This is a genomic window from Anabaena sp. CCY 9910 (genome assembly GCF_963920875.1).
Taxonomy (GTDB): Bacteria; Cyanobacteriota; Cyanobacteriia; order Cyanobacteriales; family Nostocaceae; genus Trichormus; species Trichormus variabilis.
Genome location: NZ_CAWUDJ010000014.1, coordinates 74,430 through 97,793, shown reverse-complemented (window position 1 = coordinate 97,793; position 23,364 = coordinate 74,430). Strand labels below are relative to the sequence as shown.

25 protein-coding genes and 2 tRNA genes are annotated in these 23,364 nt (G+C 41.6%); 9 read left to right on the top strand and 18 right to left on the bottom strand.

Features of this window, described 5'->3' with window-relative positions; translation table 11 throughout:
- Window positions 1-2 precede the first annotated feature (2 nt).
- The 10 genes from ACM5QX_RS13110 to ACM5QX_RS13065 form a co-directional block, all read right to left on the bottom strand.
- Window positions 3-248 carry a phycobilisome linker polypeptide gene (locus ACM5QX_RS13110; RefSeq protein WP_414753886.1) on the bottom strand — a complete coding sequence of 82 codons (246 nt, stop codon included), beginning with the start codon at window positions 246-248 and terminating at the stop codon, window positions 3-5.
- A 93-nt stretch (window positions 249-341) separates the two neighbouring features.
- Window positions 342-1,202: a phycobilisome rod-core linker polypeptide gene (locus ACM5QX_RS13105; RefSeq protein ID WP_414753884.1), complete on the bottom strand. Its 861-nt coding sequence runs from the start codon at window positions 1,200-1,202 to the stop codon at window positions 342-344.
- Between the two features lie 137 nt (window positions 1,203-1,339).
- Window positions 1,340-1,831 (bottom strand): phycocyanin subunit alpha, encoded by a 492-nt coding sequence (gene cpcA, locus ACM5QX_RS13100; RefSeq protein WP_010994705.1) that lies wholly within the window; start codon window positions 1,829-1,831, stop codon window positions 1,340-1,342.
- Between the two features lie 90 nt (window positions 1,832-1,921).
- On the bottom strand, window positions 1,922-2,443 hold the full coding sequence (locus ACM5QX_RS13095; RefSeq protein WP_010994704.1) for a phycocyanin subunit beta: 522 nt from the start codon (window positions 2,441-2,443) through the stop codon (window positions 1,922-1,924).
- Between the two features lie 559 nt (window positions 2,444-3,002).
- Window positions 3,003-3,644 carry a HEAT repeat domain-containing protein gene (locus ACM5QX_RS13090; RefSeq protein ID WP_414753883.1) on the bottom strand — a complete coding sequence of 214 codons (642 nt, stop codon included), beginning with the start codon at window positions 3,642-3,644 and terminating at the stop codon, window positions 3,003-3,005.
- A gap of 92 nt (window positions 3,645-3,736) precedes the next feature.
- Window positions 3,737-4,498 (bottom strand): HEAT repeat domain-containing protein, encoded by a 762-nt coding sequence (locus ACM5QX_RS13085; protein WP_414753882.1) that lies wholly within the window; start codon window positions 4,496-4,498, stop codon window positions 3,737-3,739.
- 72 nt (window positions 4,499-4,570) lie between these two features.
- A complete protein-coding gene (locus tag ACM5QX_RS13080) occupies window positions 4,571-5,407 on the bottom strand; it encodes a phycobilisome rod-core linker polypeptide (RefSeq protein WP_414753881.1) in 837 nt (278 codons plus the stop codon).
- Window positions 5,408-5,553: 146 nt separating this feature from the next.
- Window positions 5,554-6,042: a phycoerythrocyanin alpha chain gene (locus ACM5QX_RS13075; RefSeq protein WP_010994700.1), complete on the bottom strand. Its 489-nt coding sequence runs from the start codon at window positions 6,040-6,042 to the stop codon at window positions 5,554-5,556.
- A 74-nt stretch (window positions 6,043-6,116) separates the two neighbouring features.
- A complete protein-coding gene (locus ACM5QX_RS13070) occupies window positions 6,117-6,635 on the bottom strand; it encodes a phycocyanin subunit beta (RefSeq protein WP_190566267.1) in 519 nt (172 codons plus the stop codon).
- A 740-nt stretch (window positions 6,636-7,375) separates the two neighbouring features.
- Entirely contained in the window at window positions 7,376-8,314 is a 939-nt protein-coding gene (locus ACM5QX_RS13065; protein ID WP_414753880.1) for an RluA family pseudouridine synthase, read from the bottom strand.
- An 827-nt stretch (window positions 8,315-9,141) separates the two neighbouring features.
- On the opposite strand from ACM5QX_RS13065, the gene ACM5QX_RS13060 reads away from it, so the two are divergent.
- Window positions 9,142-10,281: a response regulator gene (locus ACM5QX_RS13060; RefSeq protein ID WP_414753879.1), complete on the top strand. Its 1,140-nt coding sequence runs from the start codon at window positions 9,142-9,144 to the stop codon at window positions 10,279-10,281.
- 171 nt (window positions 10,282-10,452) lie between these two features.
- On the opposite strand, the gene cobA is transcribed toward ACM5QX_RS13060, so the two are convergent.
- The 3 genes from cobA to ACM5QX_RS13045 form a co-directional block, all read right to left on the bottom strand.
- Window positions 10,453-11,235 carry a uroporphyrinogen-III C-methyltransferase gene (gene cobA, locus ACM5QX_RS13055; protein WP_414753878.1) on the bottom strand — a complete coding sequence of 261 codons (783 nt, stop codon included), beginning with the start codon at window positions 11,233-11,235 and terminating at the stop codon, window positions 10,453-10,455.
- A complete protein-coding gene (locus ACM5QX_RS13050) occupies window positions 11,232-11,945 on the bottom strand; it encodes a sirohydrochlorin chelatase (protein ID WP_414753877.1) in 714 nt (237 codons plus the stop codon). The genes cobA and ACM5QX_RS13050 overlap by 4 nt, the downstream gene beginning before the upstream one ends.
- A gap of 79 nt (window positions 11,946-12,024) precedes the next feature.
- The gene (locus ACM5QX_RS13045) at window positions 12,025-12,408 is read right to left on the bottom strand and encodes a DUF4359 domain-containing protein (RefSeq protein ID WP_414753876.1); all 384 of its coding nucleotides are present in this window, start codon (window positions 12,406-12,408) and stop codon (window positions 12,025-12,027) included.
- 127 nt (window positions 12,409-12,535) lie between these two features.
- Between ACM5QX_RS13045 and ACM5QX_RS13040 the strand changes: the two genes are divergently transcribed.
- Window positions 12,536-12,608, top strand: a tRNA-His gene (locus tag ACM5QX_RS13040).
- Between the two features lie 476 nt (window positions 12,609-13,084).
- Here the strand turns inward: ACM5QX_RS13040 and ACM5QX_RS13035 are convergent.
- The 3 genes from ACM5QX_RS13035 to thyX all read right to left on the bottom strand — a co-directional run bounded on the left by ACM5QX_RS13035 (window position 13,085) and on the right by thyX (window position 15,405).
- A complete protein-coding gene (locus ACM5QX_RS13035; RefSeq protein WP_414753875.1) occupies window positions 13,085-14,062 on the bottom strand; it encodes a carbohydrate kinase family protein in 978 nt (325 codons plus the stop codon).
- Window positions 14,063-14,246: 184 nt separating this feature from the next.
- Window positions 14,247-14,417: a photosystem II assembly protein Psb34 gene (gene psb34, locus ACM5QX_RS13030; protein ID WP_414753874.1), complete on the bottom strand. Its 171-nt coding sequence runs from the start codon at window positions 14,415-14,417 to the stop codon at window positions 14,247-14,249.
- Between the two features lie 265 nt (window positions 14,418-14,682).
- Window positions 14,683-15,405, bottom strand: a complete 723-nt coding sequence (gene thyX / locus ACM5QX_RS13025) for an FAD-dependent thymidylate synthase (RefSeq protein WP_011319665.1) — start codon at window positions 15,403-15,405, stop codon at window positions 14,683-14,685.
- A 173-nt stretch (window positions 15,406-15,578) separates the two neighbouring features.
- Here thyX and ACM5QX_RS13020 point away from each other — a divergent pair, with 173 nt between their 5' ends.
- Both ACM5QX_RS13020 and ACM5QX_RS13015 read left to right on the top strand, forming a co-directional pair.
- Entirely contained in the window at window positions 15,579-15,797 is a 219-nt protein-coding gene (locus tag ACM5QX_RS13020; protein WP_414753873.1) for a chlorophyll a/b-binding protein, read from the top strand.
- A gap of 144 nt (window positions 15,798-15,941) precedes the next feature.
- Window positions 15,942-16,505, top strand: coding sequence for a thioredoxin family protein (locus ACM5QX_RS13015; protein ID WP_414753872.1), 564 nt, complete (start codon window positions 15,942-15,944; stop codon window positions 16,503-16,505).
- On the opposite strand, the gene mazG is transcribed toward ACM5QX_RS13015, so the two are convergent.
- Both mazG and ACM5QX_RS13005 read right to left on the bottom strand, forming a co-directional pair.
- Window positions 16,495-17,301 carry a nucleoside triphosphate pyrophosphohydrolase gene (mazG, locus tag ACM5QX_RS13010; RefSeq protein ID WP_414753871.1) on the bottom strand — a complete coding sequence of 269 codons (807 nt, stop codon included), beginning with the start codon at window positions 17,299-17,301 and terminating at the stop codon, window positions 16,495-16,497. The genes ACM5QX_RS13015 and mazG overlap by 11 nt on opposite strands.
- A 28-nt stretch (window positions 17,302-17,329) precedes the next feature.
- Window positions 17,330-17,926 carry a metal-binding protein gene (locus tag ACM5QX_RS13005; protein ID WP_414753870.1) on the bottom strand — a complete coding sequence of 199 codons (597 nt, stop codon included), beginning with the start codon at window positions 17,924-17,926 and terminating at the stop codon, window positions 17,330-17,332.
- Between the two features lie 92 nt (window positions 17,927-18,018).
- Here ACM5QX_RS13005 and ACM5QX_RS13000 point away from each other — a divergent pair.
- The 5 genes from ACM5QX_RS13000 to ACM5QX_RS12980 all read left to right on the top strand — a co-directional run bounded on the left by ACM5QX_RS13000 (window position 18,019) and on the right by ACM5QX_RS12980 (window position 23,273).
- Window positions 18,019-18,091: transfer RNA gene (locus ACM5QX_RS13000), tRNA-Val, on the top strand.
- 372 nt (window positions 18,092-18,463) lie between these two features.
- Entirely contained in the window at window positions 18,464-19,651 is a 1,188-nt protein-coding gene (locus tag ACM5QX_RS12995; protein WP_414753869.1) for a DegT/DnrJ/EryC1/StrS family aminotransferase, read from the top strand.
- Between the two features lie 272 nt (window positions 19,652-19,923).
- A complete protein-coding gene (crtB, locus tag ACM5QX_RS12990; RefSeq protein WP_414753868.1) occupies window positions 19,924-20,844 on the top strand; it encodes a cyanoexosortase B in 921 nt (306 codons plus the stop codon).
- A 315-nt stretch (window positions 20,845-21,159) separates the two neighbouring features.
- Complete coding sequence (locus tag ACM5QX_RS12985; RefSeq protein ID WP_414753867.1) at window positions 21,160-21,888, top strand: cyanoexosortase B system-associated protein; 729 nt, start codon at window positions 21,160-21,162, stop codon at window positions 21,886-21,888.
- Window positions 21,889-21,932: 44 nt separating this feature from the next.
- Window positions 21,933-23,273 (top strand): polysaccharide biosynthesis/export family protein, encoded by a 1,341-nt coding sequence (locus tag ACM5QX_RS12980; protein ID WP_414753866.1) that lies wholly within the window; start codon window positions 21,933-21,935, stop codon window positions 23,271-23,273.
- Window positions 23,274-23,364: the final 91 nt, after the last annotated feature.

Here is a 23,364-nt window from a genome sequence, read left to right as displayed (position 1 = left end):
TGTTATGCCTCTGCGGAAGTCAATTGCTCAATCTTGACGATTTTGCCACCCAAGCGAGTAATCCTTTGGTATTCTTCATTCAGTCGGCTATATGGCACTGTAATAAATACGCTGCCACTATTACGAATGTTGTATTTGTTTTTGTCGGTTTCTGAGTTTTGCCGCAAGCCTACGACTTCGTAACGAAATATCCGGCTAGCAGAGGAAGAAACGCTACCAGCAGACCCAAGTGTGGTTTGACCGAACATTACTTCTCTATCTCCTATTGTTGTAATCTTAGTTGACAGTTAACCGTTGATAGTTAACCGTTTAACACTGACTACTGACAAAATCAACTTATTTTACGCAGAGGTGACGCTAACGATTTTGCCACCTTGCTTGTGAACTTGCTGGATCTTGTCAGAGAGTCGCTCGTAAGGTACTATGAATACCGTGCTACTCCGTCGTACACTGGGGTAGCCAGGACTACGGATTCCGGTAACTTCTAGTCGATATACGCGATCGCCTTCTCCAACGGCATTACCCAAGTTTTTCTTGGGAGCGACATCTGCTGAAGCCCGGAAACCCCAACTATCATTAGTTCCAGATGGCCCAACAATTGTAGAAGCTTTGTTGCTAGCTAACTCCCGCGCTAATCGAGATTTTGTCCCTTCTACTTGAGCGCGATCGCTGTTGGCGTAACCACGGTATAAACGGAATATCCGGTTAAAACCTGCGGTTTTCTGTCCTACTTGAGTCTCGAAACCACGGTAGTAAGGAACGACGTTATCACCGAAATTGCTTTGATACTCCCATGAATCTATGTAGGAGTCTATTTCGGCATCGTAACCTTTGTTTTGGTACAAGTCCAAGTGGTAAACAACTTCTGACTCATCATAAGGCGCGCGACCTAACAGGTGTTTGTAGTTAAGTTCGATTAGCCGAGTTTGGAAGCTGTTGTAGAAAAATTTCTTTTTGTAGAGTTCTGATTTAGCAACGCTACGCACAAATTCACGTACTGTCAGATTGCCATCTCTCAATAGAGACTCTGCACTTACAAGGCGCTCTGATGCCAGTATGTAATCATTGCCCAAAACGTGCCGATAGACGGCGCGAATTACTAACTCTACTTCTTCTCTGCTAGCTTTGGGGCGTAATTCTACTTTAGGTGCGTCGCTAAAAGGCTCTGTTCCCAGCCTAGATGCTGCTGCTGTAATTGCCATTTTAAGTTTCCCCTATTGTTTTTGCCGATTATAACTACCGACAGCTATTCCTAGATAAAACTATGCCCGGAACGAGATTCAACTGCTAGGTGATGACTACATCCAGCACTTGCACCCCTTTCCGGGCAGGAAGCTATCTAGCTGAGAGCGTTGATAGCGTAGTCGATGTAGGTGTTAGCTTCGTTAGCAGCTTGACCGCTCAAACCATGATTAGCTTTGATGTGCTTCAGAGCTTCAACATACCAGCTAGGAGATAGGTCAAAGGTGCTGTTGATTTCAGCCAAACCAGCAATTAGGTATTCATCCAAGGGGCCAGTACCACCAGCAACTAAGCTATAGGTGATGATGCGTAGGTAGTGACCAACGTCACGAGCGCACTTGGATTTACCACGGCTGTCAGCAGCGAACTGAGGGCCAGGGGTTTGGGTGGTGTAGGGGAATTTTTGGTAAACAGCTTGGGTTGCACCATCGATCAAGCGCTGAGCGTTGGAAGTCAAACCGCGAGCAGCTTCTAAGCTAGCAGCAGCGCGCTCATAACGACCACGAGCTGATTGTAATTCGGTGTTACCTAAGAAACGACCTTGGGTATCAGCAGCTGCGATTGCTTCGGTAATGGGGGTTTTAACCATGATGTAAAATTCTCCTTAGTAATTTCGTAGTTTTTACCTGTTACCTAAAATAATTAGGTTTCAGTAGGTGCTGGACTTGTTCAGTTAAAATTAACCAACAGCAGCAGCAGCGCGATCAAAGTAGCTAGCAACTTCAGAGATCAATTGGCTGCAATCACCTTTGGTGATACCGTTGGGGTCGTTAGCGATGCCAACAGCAGCATCTTTCATTTTTTGAACGCCAACAGCTACGGAAGAACCAGGAGTTCCCAAAGCTTGGTATGTTTCGCGCAAGCCGTTCAAGCAGCGATCGTCTAGAACACTAGCGTCGCCAGCGAGGATAGCGTAGGTGACGTAACGCAAGATGATTTCCATGTCGCGTAGACAAGCAGCCATGCGACGGTTGGTGTAAGCGTTACCACCAGGAGCAATCAACTGGGGTTGTTCTTCAAACAACGCACGAGCAGCGTTGGTAACGATCGCAGAAGCGTTGCTGGTGATGCGGTTAACAACATCCAAGCGCTTGTTGCCTTCTTTAACAACGTTTGCCAATGCGTCTAGTTGTTCGTTGCTCAGGAACTCGCCTCTGGAGTCAGCTTGAGAAACCACCTTGGTAAATACGTCTAATGTCATGGACTTTAATCTCCTAATTCTGGTTTGAGAGATGTCTGAATTAAAACTGGCTATGTTTTATTTCTTGGAAACGGTTGTCAACAGACCAGGGATCAAACGGCTTCTCAGGTAGTCTCAAAATTTCTTGCCACTTCCATGAATGAGAAAAATGAGAAACTGGGGTGATTTTATGAGAAGCTGGCAAACTTTGTGAATCGATTGCCTCGTTTAACTTTTGTCTGTCGTTTAACCCCTCCAGCTTATGTTTATACAATGCTATAGATCCTTATTTTGTTACAAATTGTGAATAAATAAGTTGCATGAATAAGAACCCCCTCAAATGCTTTACATACAAGGGCTGGAACTGAGAAAAAGGCTATTCTTTCGTAACACAACTTCATAAATCAGTGATTTTAGGCAAAATATTGGTGTCTTAATTATTTTTTAAGAGTTGCAAAAACCTAGTGATAACAATCTATTGCTGTTTTACGCCATTTTTTTCCACAGGATGGTTTTTGTGAATAAACGTAAAATTAATCTTTCGCAACATTTTCAGGGATCTAAGGATTGGGGAAATCTCTCAGTTCCTCTCCCTTGCTTCCTCACTCAAAGCGATCACCATACGTGTGCGAACAACGGGATCAGTTTCTTGGGCGATCGCTTGTTGTAAAGCAGCTTTAGCTTTTGGCGTGGCAATTTCTTGTAAAGAGACCGCAGCAGCATAACGTAGACCCCAATCTTCAGGCGTAAGTAATGCCCAAATTAACTTTTCTTGGGCGTAGTTGATAATTTCTGTATTGCTGGTGGTGCTGGCGATTTTGCCTAACCCTCTTGCAGCAATGCGGCGGACATTACCTTGACAGTGATTAGCTAGACTTGTCCCCACCACCTCGGCTAATAAGTTTAGCGCCTTTGCATCACCAATTTGAGCTAAAACTTGAATGATTTGGGCTTGAAAACCTTGATCTTGAGAATCATCATAAGCAGCAATTAACAAATTCACTGTGATGCTTCCCAATTTGATTAATTCATCTACAGCCGCACTTCTAACAGCAGGATGGTGATGATGTAATGCTGCGATTAAGGTGGTAATAGCGGCGGCATCTCGTGTTGCATCGGCAGCCGTAGAGTGAATAGTAGGATTAGCGTAGCTTACCGTAGGCATCGCTTCTTCCGGGGTTCCATTGCTATTGATTTGTACGCTAAATGAGGCTTGATTCATAAATTTCTTTGTGGATAAAACAATGCAGCACAAAATGGACTGGAGATGTAAGAACAGACCAATCCCCAATCCTTAATATTCAGTTATTAGTTTTAAAGTTGAATTAATAAATCATCAATTGCTCCAAATAATACAGATGCTTTTTCCTGATTAACACTATTGTTGTTCAACATAGCTTCAAGAATACGCTTTAAATTTAAGAGCTTTAAGCTATTAGGAACCTGAGCTGCTAAGATTGCCTGTACTGCCTGTTGATGAGCAACTGCACCCAAGTCAAATACCGCCGCCCAACGTAAATACATATTGTCGTGATTGAGATTTTTGACAATACGTTCAATGTATTCAGATTCTTGGGTTAGCAGATACAAATATCGAGCAGCTGCACATTGCACACGCTCAGAATAATGCTTCAGAAAAGGTTCAATTTGTGGACGGGCTGACCAAACTTGTAGAGTAGCTAAAGCCTCGATTAAAGCTTCATAAGGTTGTGCTTGAGTTGATTGCAAAAGATTGAGCAAAGGAATCACAGCTCGTTTGTCACCGATCGCCGCTAAAGAGCAAATTACTGCTTCCCTGAGACGTAAATCCTCATCACATTCTAATGCTGCAATTAACGCTGGTACAGCTTGGGGATTTTTCAACATTCCTAAAGCCCGTGCAGCCTGACGACGCAGAGGATACCCTCCTAGTGGTATGCGATAGCGTTCATCAAATAAGGCTGCACATAGCGCCGCACAACCAGCCTGTACGTTATGTTTACCCAGCCACCAAGCAGCATAATAACGAATTTGGTTATCCTCATCAGATAAAGCAGCGATCGCTGTTTCTGGAGAAAGAATTGGTTCAGCAGTCACATCACTTCGCTCCGAAATTTAAAATTTACTCAGATACCCGACTTGAGGGAGTCGGGTATCTAGCAACCATTTCTACACTTGGGAAATCTTGACTATCTTTCCACCACGCTGATGAATTTCTTGGTAAGTAGCAGAAAGTCTTTCATAGGAAACGGTGTAAACCTGGCGGCTGCGACGGACTGCTACATTTGTATTCAATCCACCAGCGATCGCTTCAATCACAAACATCCGATTATCACCCTTTGTCGCAGAACTGATTAACGTTGGTGCTGCGGAAACGAAATTTGTCCCGGCGGAAGTTGGTGGCAAAATTCCATTAGGCAAATTCAGGGAAACTTTTGTTCGTAAACGAGAATTTTTCCGTCCTATTTGTGCATTATCGCTATTACCCCTACCACGATAAAGCTCACATATGCGATTAAATCCTACTGTTTTCATCCCAGGAATTGATTGAAATCCTCGGTAATAAGGAACAATAGAATTACCAAAAGCATTTTCGTATTCTGAACTGTAAATGTAAGCATCAATGTCAGCATCGTAGCCACGAGCAGCATAAATGTCTACATGATCAGCAATCTCTGATTGATCGTACGGTGCGCGTCCCAGTAAATGCTTATAGTTTAATTCGATCAAACGCACTTGAGAGTTTTTATAAAAAAAGCATTCTTTGTAAAATTCAGATTTGGCTAAAATCTCCACAAATTGCCGCACACTGATTTTGCCATTTCTTAACAAAGCTTCCGCACTCGTAAATTTTTGGCTAGCATATATTCCTTGCCGCCCAAAAATTTGTTCATAAGCAGCCCGGAATACTTGTTGTAAATCATCTTCGCTCCAATTTTGGCGCAGTTCAACTTTATTACCGATGGCATCTCTAATTGCCAGCCTTTCTGCGACTGAACTACTCATTTTGACAAACGCTCCTTCCTCAATTTTTTTGATTATAAATTTGGGTCTTGGGAATTAGGAAATGCTGCAATTATGTTCAAAGCAGTTACAAAGTAACTCACTTAAATTGAGCAATTACCTATTTCCCAAGACCCACAAGCTTTGTCTTAACTTAAAGCGTTAATTGCATAGTTCAGGTAGATGTTAGCTTCACCTGCAACATCACCATTTAAACCGTGATTATCGCGGACAAATTCTAGTGCAGCTACATACCAGCTAGGAGATAAACCAAGGGCGCTGTTGAGTTCGCTTAAACCAGATACTACATATTCATCTAAGGGGCCAGTACCACCAACTACGCAGCAATAGCTAATAGTACGAAGATAGTGGTCAATATCACGAACACATTTGGATTTACCTTCTGGAGTAGAAGCGTATTGAGGCCCACTCATTTGAGTGGTGTAAGGGAATTTTTGATAAACATGATTTGCTGCTGCTTCTGCCCATTTTTTGCCATTGTTAGAGAATGCTTGAGCAGCTGCTAAACCAGCACGAGCGCGGTTAAAACGACCAAAAACTGCTTGCATTTCAGTGTTGCTGAGGTAAGAACCACGAACATCAGCAGCAGAAATCGCTTCGGTCAAAGGTGTTTTCATACTTCTCCTAATCTCCTTGATCTGTGATTAATTACTAACAGTCAGTTTGAAAAAAGTTTTGGAAAAAAATCTAATTAAACAACCGCAGAAGCAGCGCGATCAAAATAGCTGGCTAATTCAGCAATTAACTGACTACAATCCCCTTTAGTAATGCCTTTAGAGTCATTGGCAATTGCAATTGCAGCATCTTTCATTTTTTGGATTCCAGATGCTACTGCATCGCCAGGAGTACCCAAAGCTTGATATGTTTCCCGCAGACCATTTAAGCAGCGATCGTCCATGACACTAGCATCACCTGCTAATACAGAATAGGTGACGTAACGCAGAATAAATCCTAAATCACGGATACAAGCAGCTTGGTTACGGTTGTGGAAACAAGCACCACCAGCATTAAATATTTGTGGACGCTCAGCAACTAAAGCACGATAAGCATTAGCCACAATGGAGGAAGCATTACTTGTTAGTCTGTTAACTATATCTAACCGCTTATTACTATCAGCAACTAATGCCGATAATGCGTTGATTTCATCTCCACTGAGATAATTACCTTTTCTATCTGCCTGTTCAACTACTTTGGAAAAAGCATCAAGCATCTTTCTTTCCTCCTAAAGTTCATTGCAGCTTGTTATAAGGTTGATAGCAATTATTATTGCTACTTAGAAAACAAATTTTTCAGCAGCATTCACCCCCATTAATTATTTTGGAGAACTGCAAATATGTACTATTTCTTATTAGAAAAAACGGCAATTTGTTTTCTGTTTTTAATTGCTTTTAAAACCTTAGTTCGTATTTTATATATGGCTTGAGTAAATTTATTGTTAAGTTTTGTAAGATAGTATTAATCCATACAGACTTATCCAAAAATTATTATTTTATAAAGCTTGTAATGCTTTTATATGAAAACCTGTTTAACAATTAAATAATATTGTTTACTTTACTTAATAAACCCTCAAGTACAATTTATATTGTGGTAGCAAATCAAGCTTATATATGCTTTTATGCTGACAGTAGGAATTGATAAAAAAAGCTAAAGCAGGCTTTCTGTCAAAAAAAGTCTGTGTTTTAAATAACAATCTTTGGTTTTTATTTTGTAGCTAAAAATGATAATAGTTTTCAAGACTAATATTCATCATAATTATTAATAGCCTGTTAACTGCTGTCTATAAGCAATTCGCGCATTATTAGGAGCAATTATTTGATTTATCAAGAAAAACCTATATGTAATGTTTTGTGAATTTGAGTAACAAAACATCGAAAATTTTTTTATCGCGCTTCCCTGCGGGATGCTTTGCAAACGCGCATCATTATTTATAGACGCGGTTAATCGCGTCTGTTAAGAATAGATAGCTGCTCTGCGTCTAAGAATTTCTAAGAGCGTTGTAAAACTTTGTGGAGGCGTTGCCGTAACTTCAACCGAATCTCCTGTAATTGGATGTTGCAATCTCAATCGCCAAGCGTGGAGTGCTTGACCAGGTAAATTTACACCAACAGAACGACCGGAACCATAAACGGGGTCGCCGACGATAGGATGACCTATTTTGGCGCTGTGAACTCGAATTTGGTGAGTGCGTCCGGTTTCGAGTTGGAAATGAATTAGGGTGAAGTTTCCCAAGCGTTCCTGTATTTGCCAATGGGTGATGGCTGACCTTCCCCCTTCTTCTACAGGGACAACAGCCATTTTCTTGCGGTCTTGGGGATGGCGACCGATGGGTAAATCTACTTTGCCACTTGAAGTTTTTGGCGCACCGTAAACTACACCTAAATATTCTCGTCGTGCGGTTTTGGTTTGGAGTTGTGCTTGGATGTGTTTATACGCGATGTCGGTTTTAGCGATCGCAATTGCCCCTGTTGTATCTTTATCTAAACGATGGACAATTCCCGGCCTCTGCACACCACCAATACCAGGAAGATGAGGACAATGTGCCAACAAAGCATTTACCAATGTGCCATGAGAATGTCCTGGTGCAGGGTGGACGACTAAACCAGCCGGTTTGTTGAGAATGAGTAACTGGTCATCTTCGTAGAGAATATCTAGGGGAATATCTTCTGCTTGTAGTTCTAGGGGTTGCGCTTCAGGAACCTCTAAAGTGATGCGATCGCCTACTTTCAGGTTAATCTTTTTAGATGTGCAAACTTCGCCATTAACTTGGACTTTCCCCTGTTCAATTAACTGCTGAATCCGAGAACGGGATAAATCTGGTAATTCTTCTGCGAGGTAACGGTCGATGCGTGCGCTGTTTTCTTCAACTTCTAGGTAAAATTCGTTCAACATTCAGGATTGGGGACAAATGAATCAATTCAATGTTAAGTAATTATAAAAATTTGGTTTCTACTGTACGGTTTTTTACCCTCAGGATAACTAATGAGTCAATACGTGTTTAAACACCATTCTGATTTTACCGTCATTCACATTTCCTTTAAGCATTAGTCATAAAGTTTATATATTATTTTTATTTGCCTAGATAAATTGGAGTAACCTAGCTTTTAGTGAGCCATTACTTGCGTATCTACCGTTGGAAAAAATAGGATTTTTATAATGAAAATATGCTATTGACATTTTGCAAGTGATGGCAGTAGAAAATCTGGCAAACAACATCTCTAAAATCTCAAACTTGGGTAACTACTAAAGCAATACTTACGTAGTAAGCAAAAAAACTAGTATTTTGTGATGTAACCGTATTTAAGTCTGATATACCTTAATTTTACGTTATACAGTAAAAACACAGATAATACTTTTGCTACTGATGGGTTTGAGCCAATAACTATACGTGTAGTACTTAAGGTACTGTTAGATTAGCCAAGTTAATGAAAGATACAGAAAAGCAACCTGATTTTTGAAAGAATGTTTTCTAGTAATCGGTTGAGCAATTTTTCTGTTTGACATCATGAAACTATTCCACTCAGGGGAGTTGCACATCTTTAGGGCAACTGCTTAGTGGAAATATTGCCATGAAAATAAAAAATAAAGACTGACTGTGTTGACTTAACTGTAAATTGCCGAATTTAGCTAAACAGATCCTCAGAAATATATTTGCCTACAGTAAAAGCCTTTTCACTAATTTTTATTTTAAATCTTGATTTAATAACAGAGCGATCGCCATGAAAACACTTCCGATTACTAGATACAGATTTTTTCAGAAAATACAACCCCTATCTTTATTAAAAAAAATCACTGGGAAGACAATCACTGGTTGTTTACAAGTATTTAGTACTTCAGGCACCTGGTCTATATACGTAGAAGAAGGTAAGCTCATTTATGCCTGCTATTCAGAGAGGATGTTTGAACCTCTTTATAGACATTTAGGAAACTTAAGTCCACAAATTGCCACCCTACCTAAAGAAATTAACGAGCAGTTACGAGCAATATTTGAAACAGGAATTGAAAATCAAGCTATACCCAATCCTGATTATTTAGCTATTTGTTGGTTAGTCAATCAGAAATATATTAGTTCATCACAAGCAGCCGTCCTGATAGAACAATTAGCATTAGAAGTAGTAGAATCATTTCTCATGCTGGAAGAAGGAAGTTATGAATTTATTCCTGAAAGTTTTTTAGATGATTTGCCTAAATTTTGCTATTTGAATGTTCGGTTATTAGTCGAACAGTGTCAACAGCACGGGCGTGTTCCTGAAGCATTCCGCAGAGAAGCATCTAGTCAAGAGATATCTACGTCTACAGAAAGTAACCAAATACCAGTTAACAGCAAACGTAGTACTAAATTTACGCCTCCTCCGCATACTCAGCCTAAGCCTGAGCCACGCTTACCGCAAATAAATACTAATAAATCTATAGAATATTCAAAGCGATATGTATCTCAACCTAATACTATTAATCACGGATATTCACAGATATCGCCCACGTCGGCTGATAAGAAGATATATACAATCTTTTGTATTGATGATGATCCAACTGTGCTAAATAAGATTAAAAACTTTTTAGATGATCAAATATTTGCAGTAATTGGCGTTACAGATTCTCTAAAAGCATTAATGGAAATTCTCTGTACAAAGCCAGATATCATTTTAATCAACGTTGATATGCCTGATTTAGACGGCTATGAGTTATGTTCTTTATTACGCAAACATTCATATTTCAAAAACACACCTGTAATTATGGTGACAGCAAAAGCTGGACTAGTCAATAGAGCGAGAGCCAAGATAGTCAGAGCATCAGGTCACTTAACTAAACCTTTTAATCAAGGTGATTTGCTAAAAGTAATTTTTAAACACATTACCTAATATCAACTATTAGCAATTACCTGCTTATACCAATTCTCTATGAAGTTGCACCAAATAAATGATGTAGAGATGTTGTATGCAACGTCTCTACAGTACAGAATAAAGTGCATCTATGGCTACGCCAGGCAAGCTACATCAAGAAACGGTATTAGATGTAGACACATTGACAAATCAATGAACACGACCTGCTACAGATAAAATACTGTGCATATTGACCACAGAGCCAATGACTGCGATCGCTGGCGCTTCAAATCCGGTTTTCTCCACTAGTTCTATAATTGTCCCTAACTCACCAATTAATTCTTCTTGTTCGGGACGTGTACCCCAACGCACTAAAGCAATCGGTGTTGCTAAACTCAAACCAGCCGTCTTTAACTGTTCCACAATATAAGGTAGATTGTGGATGCCCATATAAATGACAATCGTTTCCGAACCGTGGGCGATCGCTTGCCAATTTACTTTCGGTCTATACTTACCCGCCGACTCATGCCCAGTCACAAAAGTCACAGATGAACTATACAAGCGATGAGTTAAGGGAATCCCCGCATACGCTGGCGCTGCAATTCCAGATGTAATACCTGGTACAACCTCCACCGGAACCCCAGCCGCAATCAAATCAGCCATCTCTTCCCCACCACGACCGAAAATAAAGGGGTCGCCACCTTTTAAGCGCACAACAACGGCGTGATTTTGGGCTTGTTCAATTAGTAGTTGAGTTGTTTCGTCCTGCAACAACGAATGTCTCCCCATACGCTTACCAGCGTTAATTTGCTCTGCTTGGGGATTAATCATTGACAAAATCGCTGGACTGACTAAAGCATCATATATGACCACATCGGCACATTCTAATATACCTTTGCCTTTCACCGTCATCAGTCCTGGATCACCTGGCCCCGCACCTACTAAATAGACCTTACCCAAACTCTTTTGCCCCTCATTGTCTGTGCGGTTCATGTGTAAATCAAATCCCCAATTAAATCGGCTAATTCTCCACTAACTCCCAAAGGTTCAGCCAAGTATAAACTTACCCCAGGAAATTGTAATTTTAGCGCTTCAACCGCTTGAGCGATCGCATCAGTTATGCCGCCGGAGAATAGAAAGTATGGCAAAATTGCAATTTCTCTGTAACCGATAGCAATCAATTCTTGAACTCTTGACTCTAAACTAGGAGCCACAGACCAGTAAGCAGCCACTCCGCCTATATATGTCGCCATTGTTTCCACTGGTTTTTGAGAACCTGGGCGACGGCTACCATGAGATAAAAGAATCCACGCTTCTGCCTTTATAGTAGCGATTTGCTTTTGGAGAAATATTGGTAAACCCGGATGACTGCCCAAGTATGGCTGTAATTCAATCAGCGTATCTTTACCTACAGCCTGTTGCGCCTGTGTTACTTCACTAGGAATGTCCGTCATCACATGAACACCCGGAAGCAGAAACAAAGGTATAATTTTCAGATGATGACACCCACAAGCTACAGTAATTTGAGCAAAATTTCTGATCTGCTCATGCAAAGGTTCAGAAACCACCTCCAAATATCCTGTTCCCACCAACTTTTCTGGAAGATGTAATTTTTCAGCTACCAGTCCTGCTATTTGCTGCATAGCGATTTCTGGACGTGGATCTCGGCTGCCGTGGGATACAAGCAGATAAGCAGATGTCATGGGCAATGGTGAAACTTTTTGTAACTATTTTTATTATGTTACAGAAAGTCAACAGTCATTAATTTTTCTCATTTACCTATCACTGTTCTTCTGCTGTATAAGTGTAAAAATTATTAAAAGCTCCCACCGTTTCAAACTTGTAAGACGGCATCCAAGTACTTAATTTTAATTCTGTACGGTAAATGCTAAACAGAGCAAAGTCTTGTCTTTCTGTCGTAGCTGAGAGGAGTTGCCGGAGTTGAGGGTTAGCGGAATCTATCAATTTGTCACAGTTGTAATTAATTAAACGTTCTAAGAGCTTTGTTGTTTTATTGCAGACATCATTCTTTAAGTATCCTGTCAACCGTTGCACAGCATACTCTTCATATTCAGTCTGATTAGGGTTGGTTTTCGCCATTGTTACTCCCAACACAGCCGCTAATCCTAAGGCTCCTACCGATGCCATAATGGTCAGGGGTTTCATATTTCCTAACTTTAATTCGCTAAATCAATTTGCATTCCCAAGACTCTCAATCAGCAAAGTCCGTTCCTCACAAAAAAAAATTCTGGATAAATTTACTAAACAGGTGCTATAATCAAGAATGTGTGTGGCGGGCGTAGCCAAGTGGTTAAGGCAGTGGATTGTGGTTCCACCATTCGGGGGTTCAAGTCCCCTCGTTCGCCCTTTTTTGATAAAAGAAAGATAACACAGTAATGTATACTGTGACTCGATTTGAAATCAAATAACCGAAATACCCTGGTAGGCAAAACTCTCGGTTCTCCTCTAGTTAGGCAAGAGATAACAGAGCAGCCAAATTGAGTGCTACAACTATAACTATTTTAGATAGATTTTAGTCACGGAAACCTCAGGCATTGATTGAGCTAAGGCAAAATAAGTGTTGAGCAGACAGGTTTACTGGGAAATTTTGGAAATAATGCTTTAGGTAGAGGTATCACAGCGAGAAGCGACAGTAGAGAAGGCAGTCCCAATGAAATAAGTTTCACAATCATAAATAAAAGATATCTTCCCCCTACACCCCTACACCCCTATACCCCCTTTCAAGTCACAAGCAAAGAATTGGAACAGGGCTTTAACCCCAATCAATTCATCTCACCGCTTACTCCGACAGCAGAAGCAATGAGATGAATTGCTGTTTTAGCTAACTTTTATGAGAGGCTAGAAAAGTTTCCACTTCCATAGCAGTGGGTTGAGAAGCGATCGCACCTGCTTTAGTAGTAGTCAACGCCCCTACAGCACTAGCATAAGTAATAATGCGCTTTGCTGTCTCTGCATCATTCAAGTTGTGAATGCCATGTTGACTCAGTTGATGGATAAACCCTGCCAGAAAGCTATCTCCTGCACCCGTGGTATCTACTACAGAGACTGCAAAAGCAGGTATTTTACCTTCATTCTCACCTAAGCAATAAGCACAGCCATTTTTGCCATCAGTTACTAATACCCCCTCAATGGAGCCTAAACGGTAAGTAATAGCGCCTGGATCTGAGGTGTCGAATAACCATTCAGCTTCTTCTTTGGCAAGCTTGAGAAAATCAACGCGTCTGAAAATTTCCTGAATTTTTTGCCTAGCAATATTTTCATCATGCCAAAATACCGGCCGCCAGTTAACATCCAGCACAATCTTCAGGTCATACTGTTCAGCTAGTTCCAAAGCTCGGTGAATAGCTTTTTCACTGTCGGGATAGGCTAACTCCAAAGTACCCAAAATCAGGAAATCTGCTTCTTGAAACACGGACTCTGGTAATTGCTTGGCTTGCAAATGCGTATCAGCAAATTCAGAAGTATCATACTGACCGAAGCCAGCGAAAGTGCGATCGCCTGCTAGATCCCTAACCACATAGACTTGTCTTGTTGGGGCAGTAGAATGACGTTGTACACCCGTTGTATCTACACCTACTTCTTGTAATAGCTTAACCAGCGCATTTCCTGGCTCATCCTCACCAACAGCACCAATAAATCCGGCGGGAGTTCCCAACTTCACTAAAGCACAAGCCACATTAGCTGGCGCTCCTCCTGGATAAGCAGTCCAAGACTTTACCTCTTCCAGCTTTAGCCCTAATTGATCAGCTAAACAATCGAATAGAACTTCGCCGAGGCACAAAACACGGGGATTACTCATTTCATTTTAGTTTTTCACGGGGATTGCTCATCTCATTTTAGTTTTTTGGCTTTAGATTAGTGATCTCATATTGATCTATTCGCATTCACGCTCCGCGCAACAAAAAACCCCGGCGAAACTAACCGAGGTTTATAGAAGAAGTACGAATGACAATGAGATACGGCGATATTGAAATTTAAAAATCTTAGCTAATGCCCAAAGCAACCAAAACTAAAGTTGTGATCATCAATGTAGCAAACGCACCCTGTAAAGCATATTGGCGTTGTTGCTCTTGGTTGGGGTAGGTAGCGTAATACATTTTGGGTTCGGTAGCGTAGTTATTTAAAATGCCTGCTTCGTTAACGGTGGTATACATAGTTTTTTTCTTGGTTTGTTACTTTATGTAAATTAATTTAACAATATTGTTACAAAAGGTCAATAGGACTTGACAAAAAATAATGGATGCGATCAATCAGAGCAACTTATGTTTGGGTGGGGGGTATAGGGGTACAAGGGTACAGGGGTATAGGGGTATAAATATTTGAAACCCTTACACCCTTACACCCTTACACCTAAAAAAAACCCTCGGTGGCTAGCCGAGGGTCGATAAAATTACACCTATGAGTGGAAAGGGATCTGAATTATGGTGATAGCCTGGCTCGACCCAGACGTGATTTTTCATACCATTGAGCGATCGCCGGAGACCACTCTGCAAAATGAGGCCACATCAGTTCACACAACTTTTGAATTTCCAGTTGTGCATCTTTCTTATTGCGTAAATCACAAAAGTGCAAAAATGAGCGCAGGTTAAAGCTGACGACAAAATGCTGGCGATAATCAAAGGGTACTTTACCCCGTGCGTGTTCTTCAGACATTCCCCCTTCAAAATCAGCTTTGTAACGTTTAGCCGCTTCTAAACACCACTGCAAATCTGCGGCTCTTTGTTCTGGAGAATAGTAATATTTTTTGCCCTGTCTATCTGTGTAATAACCAACAGGACGCAGGTAAAAAACATCTTCAATGTCTTTTCTACCTTCGACTACATCAATAAACTGGTTACCCGTATACCTAAAAGATTGTACATCAAATGATACTGAAACCCTATGTGTACGCGCCTGCTGCATAACGCTGTGGGGAAAATAGCCGCAGTTGAAAACAATCTGGGGATGTTCTAACGGGCCATAGTGTCCTCTTTCCCCAGCTAACAGGCGTTTAATAATAATGTCGCCACATTCGGACTCCGAGGGCCAGGAGTCGCGCTCATCAAACACGAACCCATCAGTATAGTCTTGGTGCATTGCGGCGTAAATCACCTGCTGGGGGTTTGGTGTTTTAGCTATAACTTCTACTCGGAATCGATCCATTGGCTTCTGGGAGTTTTATGTGTAACTGAAATTGTCTAAAAGCTAAAGGTGTTCTTTAGACGTGGTTGTGAACTCGATTCACCATGATATATCTTCAGATGGACTCAGATACTTTACAATAGTTAATATATCTGTTACAGTTCTTAACAACAGATTAAGCTGGGGAAAATAAAATGCGTACAAACAATGCCATCGTTGACGACCAAGGTTTGATGAACAACTTTGCGATTGAGCCAAAAGTATATGTAGATGAGCAAGGCGATCGCACTGGGTTCACCCCTTATGCAGAAATACTCAACGGTCGTTTGGCAATGATTGGTTTCATCTCCTTAATCGCATTAGAAGTATTTACAGGAAAAGGAATTTTAAGTCTTTTGACAAACTTGCAATAGATAAATCTTAATTTTTGTAAAAAAATAACTTAACAAAAACAGAGGCGGGAATTTTTCCGCCTCTAAATTTATGAGATATTTCATGTTATTTTGACTGTGACAAACAGCAAGAGCCGTTGTCAAAATCAAGATACCGGGTGAACTATGGCTTTAACTGCTTCGACAATGGTGCCTATTGGCACACAAGCGCCAGATTTTCATCTACCAGACGTAGTATCTGGCAAGACAATTTCTCTCTCTACATTTGCCGATAAAAAAGCCCTATTAGTAATGTTTATTTGTCGGCATTGTCCGTTTGTGAAGCACATTCAAGATGAATTAACACGAATAGGCCAGGATTATTCCACAAGTGATTTAGGAATCGTCGCCATCAGTGCCAACGATGCAAAAAATTACCCAGATGATGCGCCTGAATCTCTCAAAGCATTGGCAATAGAATTAGGTTGGCAATTTCCTTTTTGTTATGACGAAACACAGGAGACAGCTAAGGCTTATACTGCTGCTTGTACCCCTGATTTCTTTGTATTTGATAGCGATCGCCACCTGGCCTACAGAGGACAATTAGATGATAGCCGTCCTAGCAACGGTAAACCCGTAACAGGTGAAGATTTACGCGCTGCCATTGATGCGGTATTGGCGGGTGAACCTGTGAACAGTGAGCAAAAACCGAGTATTGGTTGCAATATCAAATGGAAGTCTACTCCTTAGCAAGTTGGGCTTTAGCCTGTTGCCAAAGAGTTTCTAACTCATCCAAACTGTAATCAGAAAGGGGGCGATCAACTACCGCCTCCATTTTTTGTAACCGTTGGACGAATCGCTGATTTGTTCCTTGCAATCCTTCGCTAGGGTCAAGATTATGCCAACGGGCTAACTGAATTACGGCAAATAGTAAATCACCTAATTCGGCTTGTTGGCGTTCCGGTGTTTCCTCAGCTAAAGCTTGTTGAAATTCCTGTAACTCTTCATGGAATTTTGCCCACACACCATCTATATTCTCCCACTCAAAACCCACAGCCGCAGCTTTTTGGGAAATTTTCATCGCGGCTGTGAGTGGGGGTAGGGTACGTCCATAGCGACTAAGTTTTGTACTCAGCTTTTGACTTTCTTCTGATGGTTTGCCTTTTTCTGCCGCTTTGATTTGTTCCCAGTTCTGCCGCACCTCATCTACACTATTGACCGACACATCACCAAATACATGAGGGTGGCGGCGGATTAACTTTTGAGTGATACCTTGGGCAACGTCTTGCAGAGAAAATTGCCCGTACTCACTAGCGATTTGGGCTTGTAAAACTACCTGTAATAATAAATCACCCAACTCCTCAGCGATCGCCTCCTGATCTCCACTCTTAATGGCATCTACAACCTCGTAAGCCTCCTCAATTACATAAGGTGTCAGCGTTTGGGGTGTTTGTGCCAAATCCCAGGGACAACCCCCATCAGGCGATCGCAACTTCGCCACCACCTCAATTAATTCTTGCAAAGCTGCCAAATGATTTGATTCCATACTCCTTGTACCTGTGCATTTCCCAGTATTACCGTTTTTGATTTTTTCTCCCGCCAGTAGACCGACGACTCGTCACCTTACGTTTCTTAGTTTTGCTACTAGGAAATATTCCCCGAACCCCCTGCTTGCGGAAACGCTTGTAAGCCGAACCGCCCCAATCACTGAGAGAATGACTCATCGCCCCCAGTTCCAGACCCAAAAATAAAGCGAAGAATTCCATGCTGTAACTAACGAGCGATCGCCCCACTGTCACCTCTACATCCTGCCATGTCACAGTCACATTCCAGAGCTTATCAGCAACTGCTAAAATCACAACTGTCAAGATAGCCAACAAGCTGCTGAGATAGACAACCCGCAGTGTTGTCCCAATTAGCGGCCCGTGGGATAGAAAAGAACGATGCCGGAGACTTTTTTGATAAGGTAGCCAAATCCAGCGCAAAAAACCCCAACGCTGATATTGACGCGAGTAAATATCTAAATCAGGGCCGAACATCAACCCACCAAACATAAACCCACCAGCCACCAACAAAGTGACATTGCCAGAGCGAGTCTGCCAGAAAGTCAGACCAGCCACCAACGGCAACGCCCATAAAGTAATGCGATCGTGCGTCCGACCAGAGGGCATTTACAGGTTCTCAAAAATACTTAAAAAAATTTTCCTCAAAATACTAGCGCGATTCAAAATATTTTGCTATATTGATTGTTAGTGAAATGAACGGGCGGTTAGCTCAGTTGGTAGAGCGCCTGCCTTACAAGCAGGATGTCATCAGTTCGAGTCTGGTACTGCCCATATATTAAGAAAGCCGTCCTCGTGGCGGCTTTTTTGTAACCTTACCCATAACTTTGCTGCAACGGCAAGCTTATAGTTCCAATAGAATCAGCAAAGTTATGGTTCCAGCTTTTGAAGCCCATAACAAACCCGAAGCACTTTTTTCTTTTGTCCGTTTTTTCCGTTGGTCATTTATCTCTCGTAGTGGGCGGGCGATCACTAGCACCGCCAAGAACCAGTATCTAAGCAACGTAAGATTAACACACAAGCAGAATTCATGAAATATTTATGAATTTGGAGTGATATAGTTTTTCTCCATTGGCTGTTATGTAATAAATACATCATATTAGAACTAGATAAATTACTGGTATTTATTCTTGAGGCTAATCAGCAATGAGTAAAATGACTATAAAAATTCCTTTTGTCGATTTGCAGTCACAACACCAGCCAATCGAAAATCAGATACAGCAAGCGATTCAGAAAGTATTACAACAGGGAGACTTTATATTAGGCAAAGCAGTTTCCGAGTTTGAATCTGCCTTTGCAGCCGCCTCAGGAGTGGGTTATGGGGTGGGTGTAGCTTCGGGAACTGATGCGATCGCCTTGGGTTTAAAAGCCTGTAATATAGGCCCTGGTGATGAAGTAATCTTACCCGCTAATACTTTTGTCGCCACACTAATTGGTGTTCTCCAAGTAGGTGCTAAACCCATTCTCGTAGATTGTGACCCCCTAACAGCCTTAATTGACTTAGAAGCAGCAGCCAAAGCCGTCACCACCAATACTAAAGCGATTATTCCTGTACATCTGTATGGACAGATGGTATCACCCCAAAAGTTAATAGATTTTGCCCAAACGCACAAGGTGTTAATCTTTGAAGACGCAGCCCAAGCACACCTAGCCCATAGAGAAGGATATCAAGCTGGTTCCGTGGGGACAGCCGCCGCTTTTAGCTTTTATCCCAGCAAGAATTTAGGTGCATTGGGTGATGGGGGAATATTACTAACCAGCGATGCAGATATAGCCAAAAAAGTTGCCAGCATACGTAATTATGGTTCATCCCAGAAGTATGTTCACGTCGAACTGGGTACAAATAGCCGTCTGGATACCTTACAAGCAGCCGTATTGCTGGAAAAACTGCCTCATTTATCGCAATGGAATAGCGATCGCCTCACCATCGCCCAAACATACGATCTAGAATTAGCACCACTAGCATCTGCTGGTATTATCCCCATGCAAAACCAGAGTGGCACGGGTCATGTTTATCATCTTTACGTGATTAAAATTGATGATTCCTGTCCAGTCGAACGTCAGCACATCCAAGAACAACTGACAGCCGTAGGGATTCAAACCGGCATCCATTACCCGATTCCTTGTCATTTACAGCCAGCATTTACTGATTTAGGTTATAAACCCGGAGATTTTCCCCAATCAGAAAAACTAGCCAGGCAAATATTATCCTTACCGATGTATCCTGGTTTGAACCAAAGCCAAATTAGAGAAGTTGTAGCAGCTATAGCCAAAGCAGTAGAAGATTTTCCCGAAAAACCAGCATCTACTACCCAGGAAAGTAAAGTAGCATAAGTTTCAGTACTGCATTTTTTTAAACACCCACAAAGTTATATAGGGCTACTCTCTGATTTGTGAATCATACGTAGCGTGGTGGACATTACCCACCCTACAAATACTTACGTTTGTTCAATAATCAAATCGGATTCCTATATCGTAATAAGTAATTGGTGTTTTCAAAATTACCAATTACCAATGGCATTCGTAATTTTGAACTCCCTCAAAGAGAGTTGATCAACTTATATATTCTGATTTTTGAACACTTAAAATTTGAATTGCTTACGCTTATGGCACTTCAGCAACAAATTAGAACCCGAAACACGGATCAATTATTAGGCATAGGCATTTTAGGTCTTTTGGCCCTGCTATATGCTCCTGTTTTACTACATTGGTTAAACGGTTGGCTGTATAAAACCATCAGCACAGAACACGAATATTTCAGTCATGGCATTATCGGCATCCCATTTGCTGCTTATCTGAGTTGGGGTAACCGCAAACAATGGCAACGTCTACCCAATAAAACCCATCCCTTGGGAGCAACTTTACTCGTCATTGGAGCAGTGTTTTATTTGACTGGTGTTACCGAATGGGTGAATCTCTCCTTACCCGCAATCTTGGCAGGGTTATGCTTGTGGTTCAAGGGTTTTCCTGGCTTGAAATTACAAGGCTTTCCCTTACTTCTGCTATTTTTAGCCACCCCAACGGCTATGCCTTATCTCATAGCCCCTTATACTTTTCCTTTGCAAAGCTTTATTGCAGGTACAGCTGGTTTCATTCTCAATCAGTTTGGTATGGATGCAGTTGTTGATGGTATCAATATTTACGTATCTGGCAGAATAGTTGAAGTAGCTCCCTACTGTGCGGGTTTAAAGATGTTATTCACAACTATCTACGTTTGTTTAATGCTGCTTTATTGGACAGATAATTTATCTTCTCGCCGCACAACTGTTTGGTTTTTATCGACTGCTGTTCTTATTAGTGTAATTGCTAATATCATCCGTAACACCATACTTAGCTTTTTTCATGGCACAGGCCAAGAAGCAGCTTTTAAATGGCTACATGATAGCTGGGGAGGCGACCTCTACTCTGCTTTGATGCTGTTGTCTTTAATACCAATATTGAATCGGATGAGTGATTATTTCTCCGCACCTCTAGAGAGTGAAATAGAGGGGGAAAGCCAGCTAATTCCACCTGAGATTACTGATTAAATCATCATCGTGCAAGTATGATTACATAGAAGATTCGGTTAAGAAATTTTTTGGTGAAGGTAGGGGAAGAGAATAATTCTGAAAATAACCCTCTTTCCTCCCCTGCTTCCCCTGCTTACTTGAACCGTATTGATCTATAAGTAAATTCTGGGTATCTGGCAGAGAAAATTTACCAAGACTTCACATACTAGGACAGAGTGAATAAATTTGTTGTACAGATTCTAGGGTATAAACGTAGATAGACTGACGATTTTACTGAACCTATAGTGTCATTTTTTCCAGTAAAATTTTGCGTAAATATAGCAATTTTTACTAATGATCCCTTTATCTAAATTTCTCAACCACAAGCACTTAAATACTTTGATAGTGCTTTTGTTATTCCTACTACTATTGACAGTGGGAGCAGTACCTGGTTATCTGAGTGGACGTTGGCAGTGGAAACAACCACCATCTATCGCCAACCTCAAAGAATTGAGAGAAATACGGAGTAAAGGCTTAAATCTTCCTGGCTGGCAAACTGTTAATCAAATAGAGCAAGTTATCGGCCAACATAAATGGTCTTTGCAGATTCTTAAGCAAGCAGGTTCCAACAATCAGGCACTATTGCTGTTACTGCCGCAAAACGGCCCCAAAAATCAACCAGAAGTAGAGTGGACAGATGTTAGTGGTTGGGGAAAATTACGCTGGGGGAAATGGGATGTAGCACAATCACGTTCTGCTCAACTTACCGCCACAAAACCTGGGAATGTCGGGGAAAATGGAAAAGTTCCAGTTGAAGCGATGTTTTTTCGCGTATCTACGGATCAGGAAACCTTTGCAGTCCTGCAATGGTATGCCTTACCCAACGGTGGCTATTCATCTCCATTGCGCTGGTTTCTGGCGGATCAGTTAGCACAATTGCACAAAAGTCGCGCTCCATGGGTAGCTGTCAGCATTCTCATTCCGATGGAACCTTTAGGCCAGGTGGAAACTACTTGGCCATTAGCCAAGTCTATAGGGGAAACAGTACAATCCACATTGATGGGCGGGCCGTTTAAAAATTAGTTCATAATGGCAGCTACTCCTTGCGGTATATTCTGAATTCAACAATGTTAATAGTTTTCAATGATTATATGCGTGCATTCTGCGCTTTATCCCTTGTAAGTATACAGGTAGGGGTTTTCTTGGCTACGCCCTTTCAGCCTGTAATTGCTCAAACTTTACCTCCTTCCGGGCAACTATTTCCTACACCTCCACCAGAGACGGAAGCTGTACCCCAGAATCCAAATAACGAAACTTCTCCCCAATTTACCCGTTACTTATTGGGGCCTGGTGATGTAATCAACGTCACATTTCAACGCCCACCTGGTGCTTATCGCTTGGGGCCGGGAGATGCAGTTAGCGTTGTTGTTCAACGCTTTCCAGATTTGAGTTTTCAAGCAGCGATTAATCCAGAAGGCAATATCATAGTGCCGCTACTGGAGACTGTTCCCCTACAAGGTTTAACCTTGCTAGAAGCACAAGAAAAGATTCGCTCTTTGCTGAATCGTTTTGTGATTAATCCTGTAGTAGTTTTATCTTTGTCTTCACAGCGTCCAGATGCAAGTTTTCAAGCCCAAGTGAATGCAGAAGGCAATATTGTCGTTCCCCAGGTAGGAATTGTATCTGTACAAGGCTTGAGTTTGGAAGAAGCACAGGAAAAAATCCGCTTGAGTTTGAGCCAGATTCTTAATGATCCGCTTTTTGTCGTCACTCTAGCTAACCCACGTCCTGTACAAATTAGTATTAGTGGGGAGGTTTTCAGACCAGGTATTTATAACTTGAATGCTGCACTACCCCGAATTGGGGATGCTTTGCAAGTAGCGGGTGGTTCCACCATTGGCGCAGATTTGCGCCAAGTGCAAGTACGTCGGCGATTAGTTGATGGTTCGGCAATTTCGCAAACCATTGATTTATATGCAGCATTACAAAATGATGGCTCAATACCTAGTTTACGTTTGCAAGATGGCGATGCGTTAATTATTCCCCGCCGCGAAATCGGCACAGACGACGGTTATGACCGCAATTTAGTGGCCCGTTCAACCTTAGCGACACCACAAATTAGAGTCCGGGTATTGAACTATGCTGCTGGTGGTCTTGTAACTCAAGCTTTGCCTAATGGGAGTACTTTTATAGATGCACTAGGTGGAATTAATCTTGATACTGCTAACGTTAGGGATATTGCTTTAGTCCGTTTTGACCCGGAACGTGGCAAGGCAGTTACACAAAGACTAGATGGGAAAAAGGCTTTAGAAGGCGATGTATCTCAGAATGTGCCACTACAAGATAATGATGTTATTGTAGTTGGACGAAACTTGATTGGCAGGATTACAAATTTCCTCAGTACTATTACTCAACCATTCTTTAATGTCCGCTCATTTCTCAACTTCTTTGATACCTTTAGTCGGTAGTCAGGGAATGCTAAAAAATAATCAACTGCTAGGGAGATTGGGGAAACAGAAATTTCACCTTTGTACTGGATACATCTGGATACATTAATTA

What these genes read in the sequence shown, in the direction of transcription:
- ACM5QX_RS13065 (WP_414753880.1), bottom strand. Translation starts at nt 8,314, where the DNA reads ATGTTGAACGAATTTTACCTAGAAGTTGAAGAAAACAGCGCACGCATC.
- mazG (WP_414753871.1), bottom strand. Translation starts at nt 17,301, where the DNA reads ATGGAATCAAATCATTTGGCAGCTTTGCAAGAATTAATTGAGGTGGTG.
- ACM5QX_RS13095 (WP_010994704.1), bottom strand. Translation starts at nt 2,443, where the DNA reads ATGACATTAGACGTATTTACCAAGGTGGTTTCTCAAGCTGACTCCAGA.
- ACM5QX_RS13075 (WP_010994700.1), bottom strand. Translation starts at nt 6,042, where the DNA reads ATGAAAACACCTTTGACCGAAGCGATTTCTGCTGCTGATGTTCGTGGT.
- ACM5QX_RS12985 (WP_414753867.1), top strand. Translation starts at nt 21,160, where the DNA reads ATGATCCCTTTATCTAAATTTCTCAACCACAAGCACTTAAATACTTTG.
- psb34 (WP_414753874.1), bottom strand. Translation starts at nt 14,417, where the DNA reads ATGTATACCACCGTTAACGAAGCAGGCATTTTAAATAACTACGCTACC.
- ACM5QX_RS12980 (WP_414753866.1), top strand. Translation starts at nt 21,933, where the DNA reads ATGTTAATAGTTTTCAATGATTATATGCGTGCATTCTGCGCTTTATCC.
- ACM5QX_RS13110 (WP_414753886.1), bottom strand. Translation starts at nt 248, where the DNA reads ATGTTCGGTCAAACCACACTTGGGTCTGCTGGTAGCGTTTCTTCCTCT.
- ACM5QX_RS13080 (WP_414753881.1), bottom strand. Translation starts at nt 5,407, where the DNA reads ATGAGTAGTTCAGTCGCAGAAAGGCTGGCAATTAGAGATGCCATCGGT.
- ACM5QX_RS13035 (WP_414753875.1), bottom strand. Translation starts at nt 14,062, where the DNA reads ATGAGTAATCCCCGTGTTTTGTGCCTCGGCGAAGTTCTATTCGATTGT.
- ACM5QX_RS13015 (WP_414753872.1), top strand. Translation starts at nt 15,942, where the DNA reads ATGGCTTTAACTGCTTCGACAATGGTGCCTATTGGCACACAAGCGCCA.
- ACM5QX_RS13020 (WP_414753873.1), top strand. Translation starts at nt 15,579, where the DNA reads ATGCGTACAAACAATGCCATCGTTGACGACCAAGGTTTGATGAACAAC.
- thyX (WP_011319665.1), bottom strand. Translation starts at nt 15,405, where the DNA reads ATGGATCGATTCCGAGTAGAAGTTATAGCTAAAACACCAAACCCCCAG.
- ACM5QX_RS13070 (WP_190566267.1), bottom strand. Translation starts at nt 6,635, where the DNA reads ATGCTTGATGCTTTTTCCAAAGTAGTTGAACAGGCAGATAGAAAAGGT.
- ACM5QX_RS13060 (WP_414753879.1), top strand. Translation starts at nt 9,142, where the DNA reads ATGAAAACACTTCCGATTACTAGATACAGATTTTTTCAGAAAATACAA.
- ACM5QX_RS13050 (WP_414753877.1), bottom strand. Translation starts at nt 11,945, where the DNA reads ATGACATCTGCTTATCTGCTTGTATCCCACGGCAGCCGAGATCCACGT.
- crtB (WP_414753868.1), top strand. Translation starts at nt 19,924, where the DNA reads ATGGCACTTCAGCAACAAATTAGAACCCGAAACACGGATCAATTATTA.
- ACM5QX_RS13090 (WP_414753883.1), bottom strand. Translation starts at nt 3,644, where the DNA reads ATGAATCAAGCCTCATTTAGCGTACAAATCAATAGCAATGGAACCCCG.
- ACM5QX_RS13045 (WP_414753876.1), bottom strand. Translation starts at nt 12,408, where the DNA reads ATGAAACCCCTGACCATTATGGCATCGGTAGGAGCCTTAGGATTAGCG.
- ACM5QX_RS13105 (WP_414753884.1), bottom strand. Translation starts at nt 1,202, where the DNA reads ATGGCAATTACAGCAGCAGCATCTAGGCTGGGAACAGAGCCTTTTAGC.
- ACM5QX_RS13005 (WP_414753870.1), bottom strand. Translation starts at nt 17,926, where the DNA reads ATGCCCTCTGGTCGGACGCACGATCGCATTACTTTATGGGCGTTGCCG.
- ACM5QX_RS12995 (WP_414753869.1), top strand. Translation starts at nt 18,464, where the DNA reads ATGAGTAAAATGACTATAAAAATTCCTTTTGTCGATTTGCAGTCACAA.
- cobA (WP_414753878.1), bottom strand. Translation starts at nt 11,235, where the DNA reads ATGAACCGCACAGACAATGAGGGGCAAAAGAGTTTGGGTAAGGTCTAT.
- cpcA (WP_010994705.1), bottom strand. Translation starts at nt 1,831, where the DNA reads ATGGTTAAAACCCCCATTACCGAAGCAATCGCAGCTGCTGATACCCAA.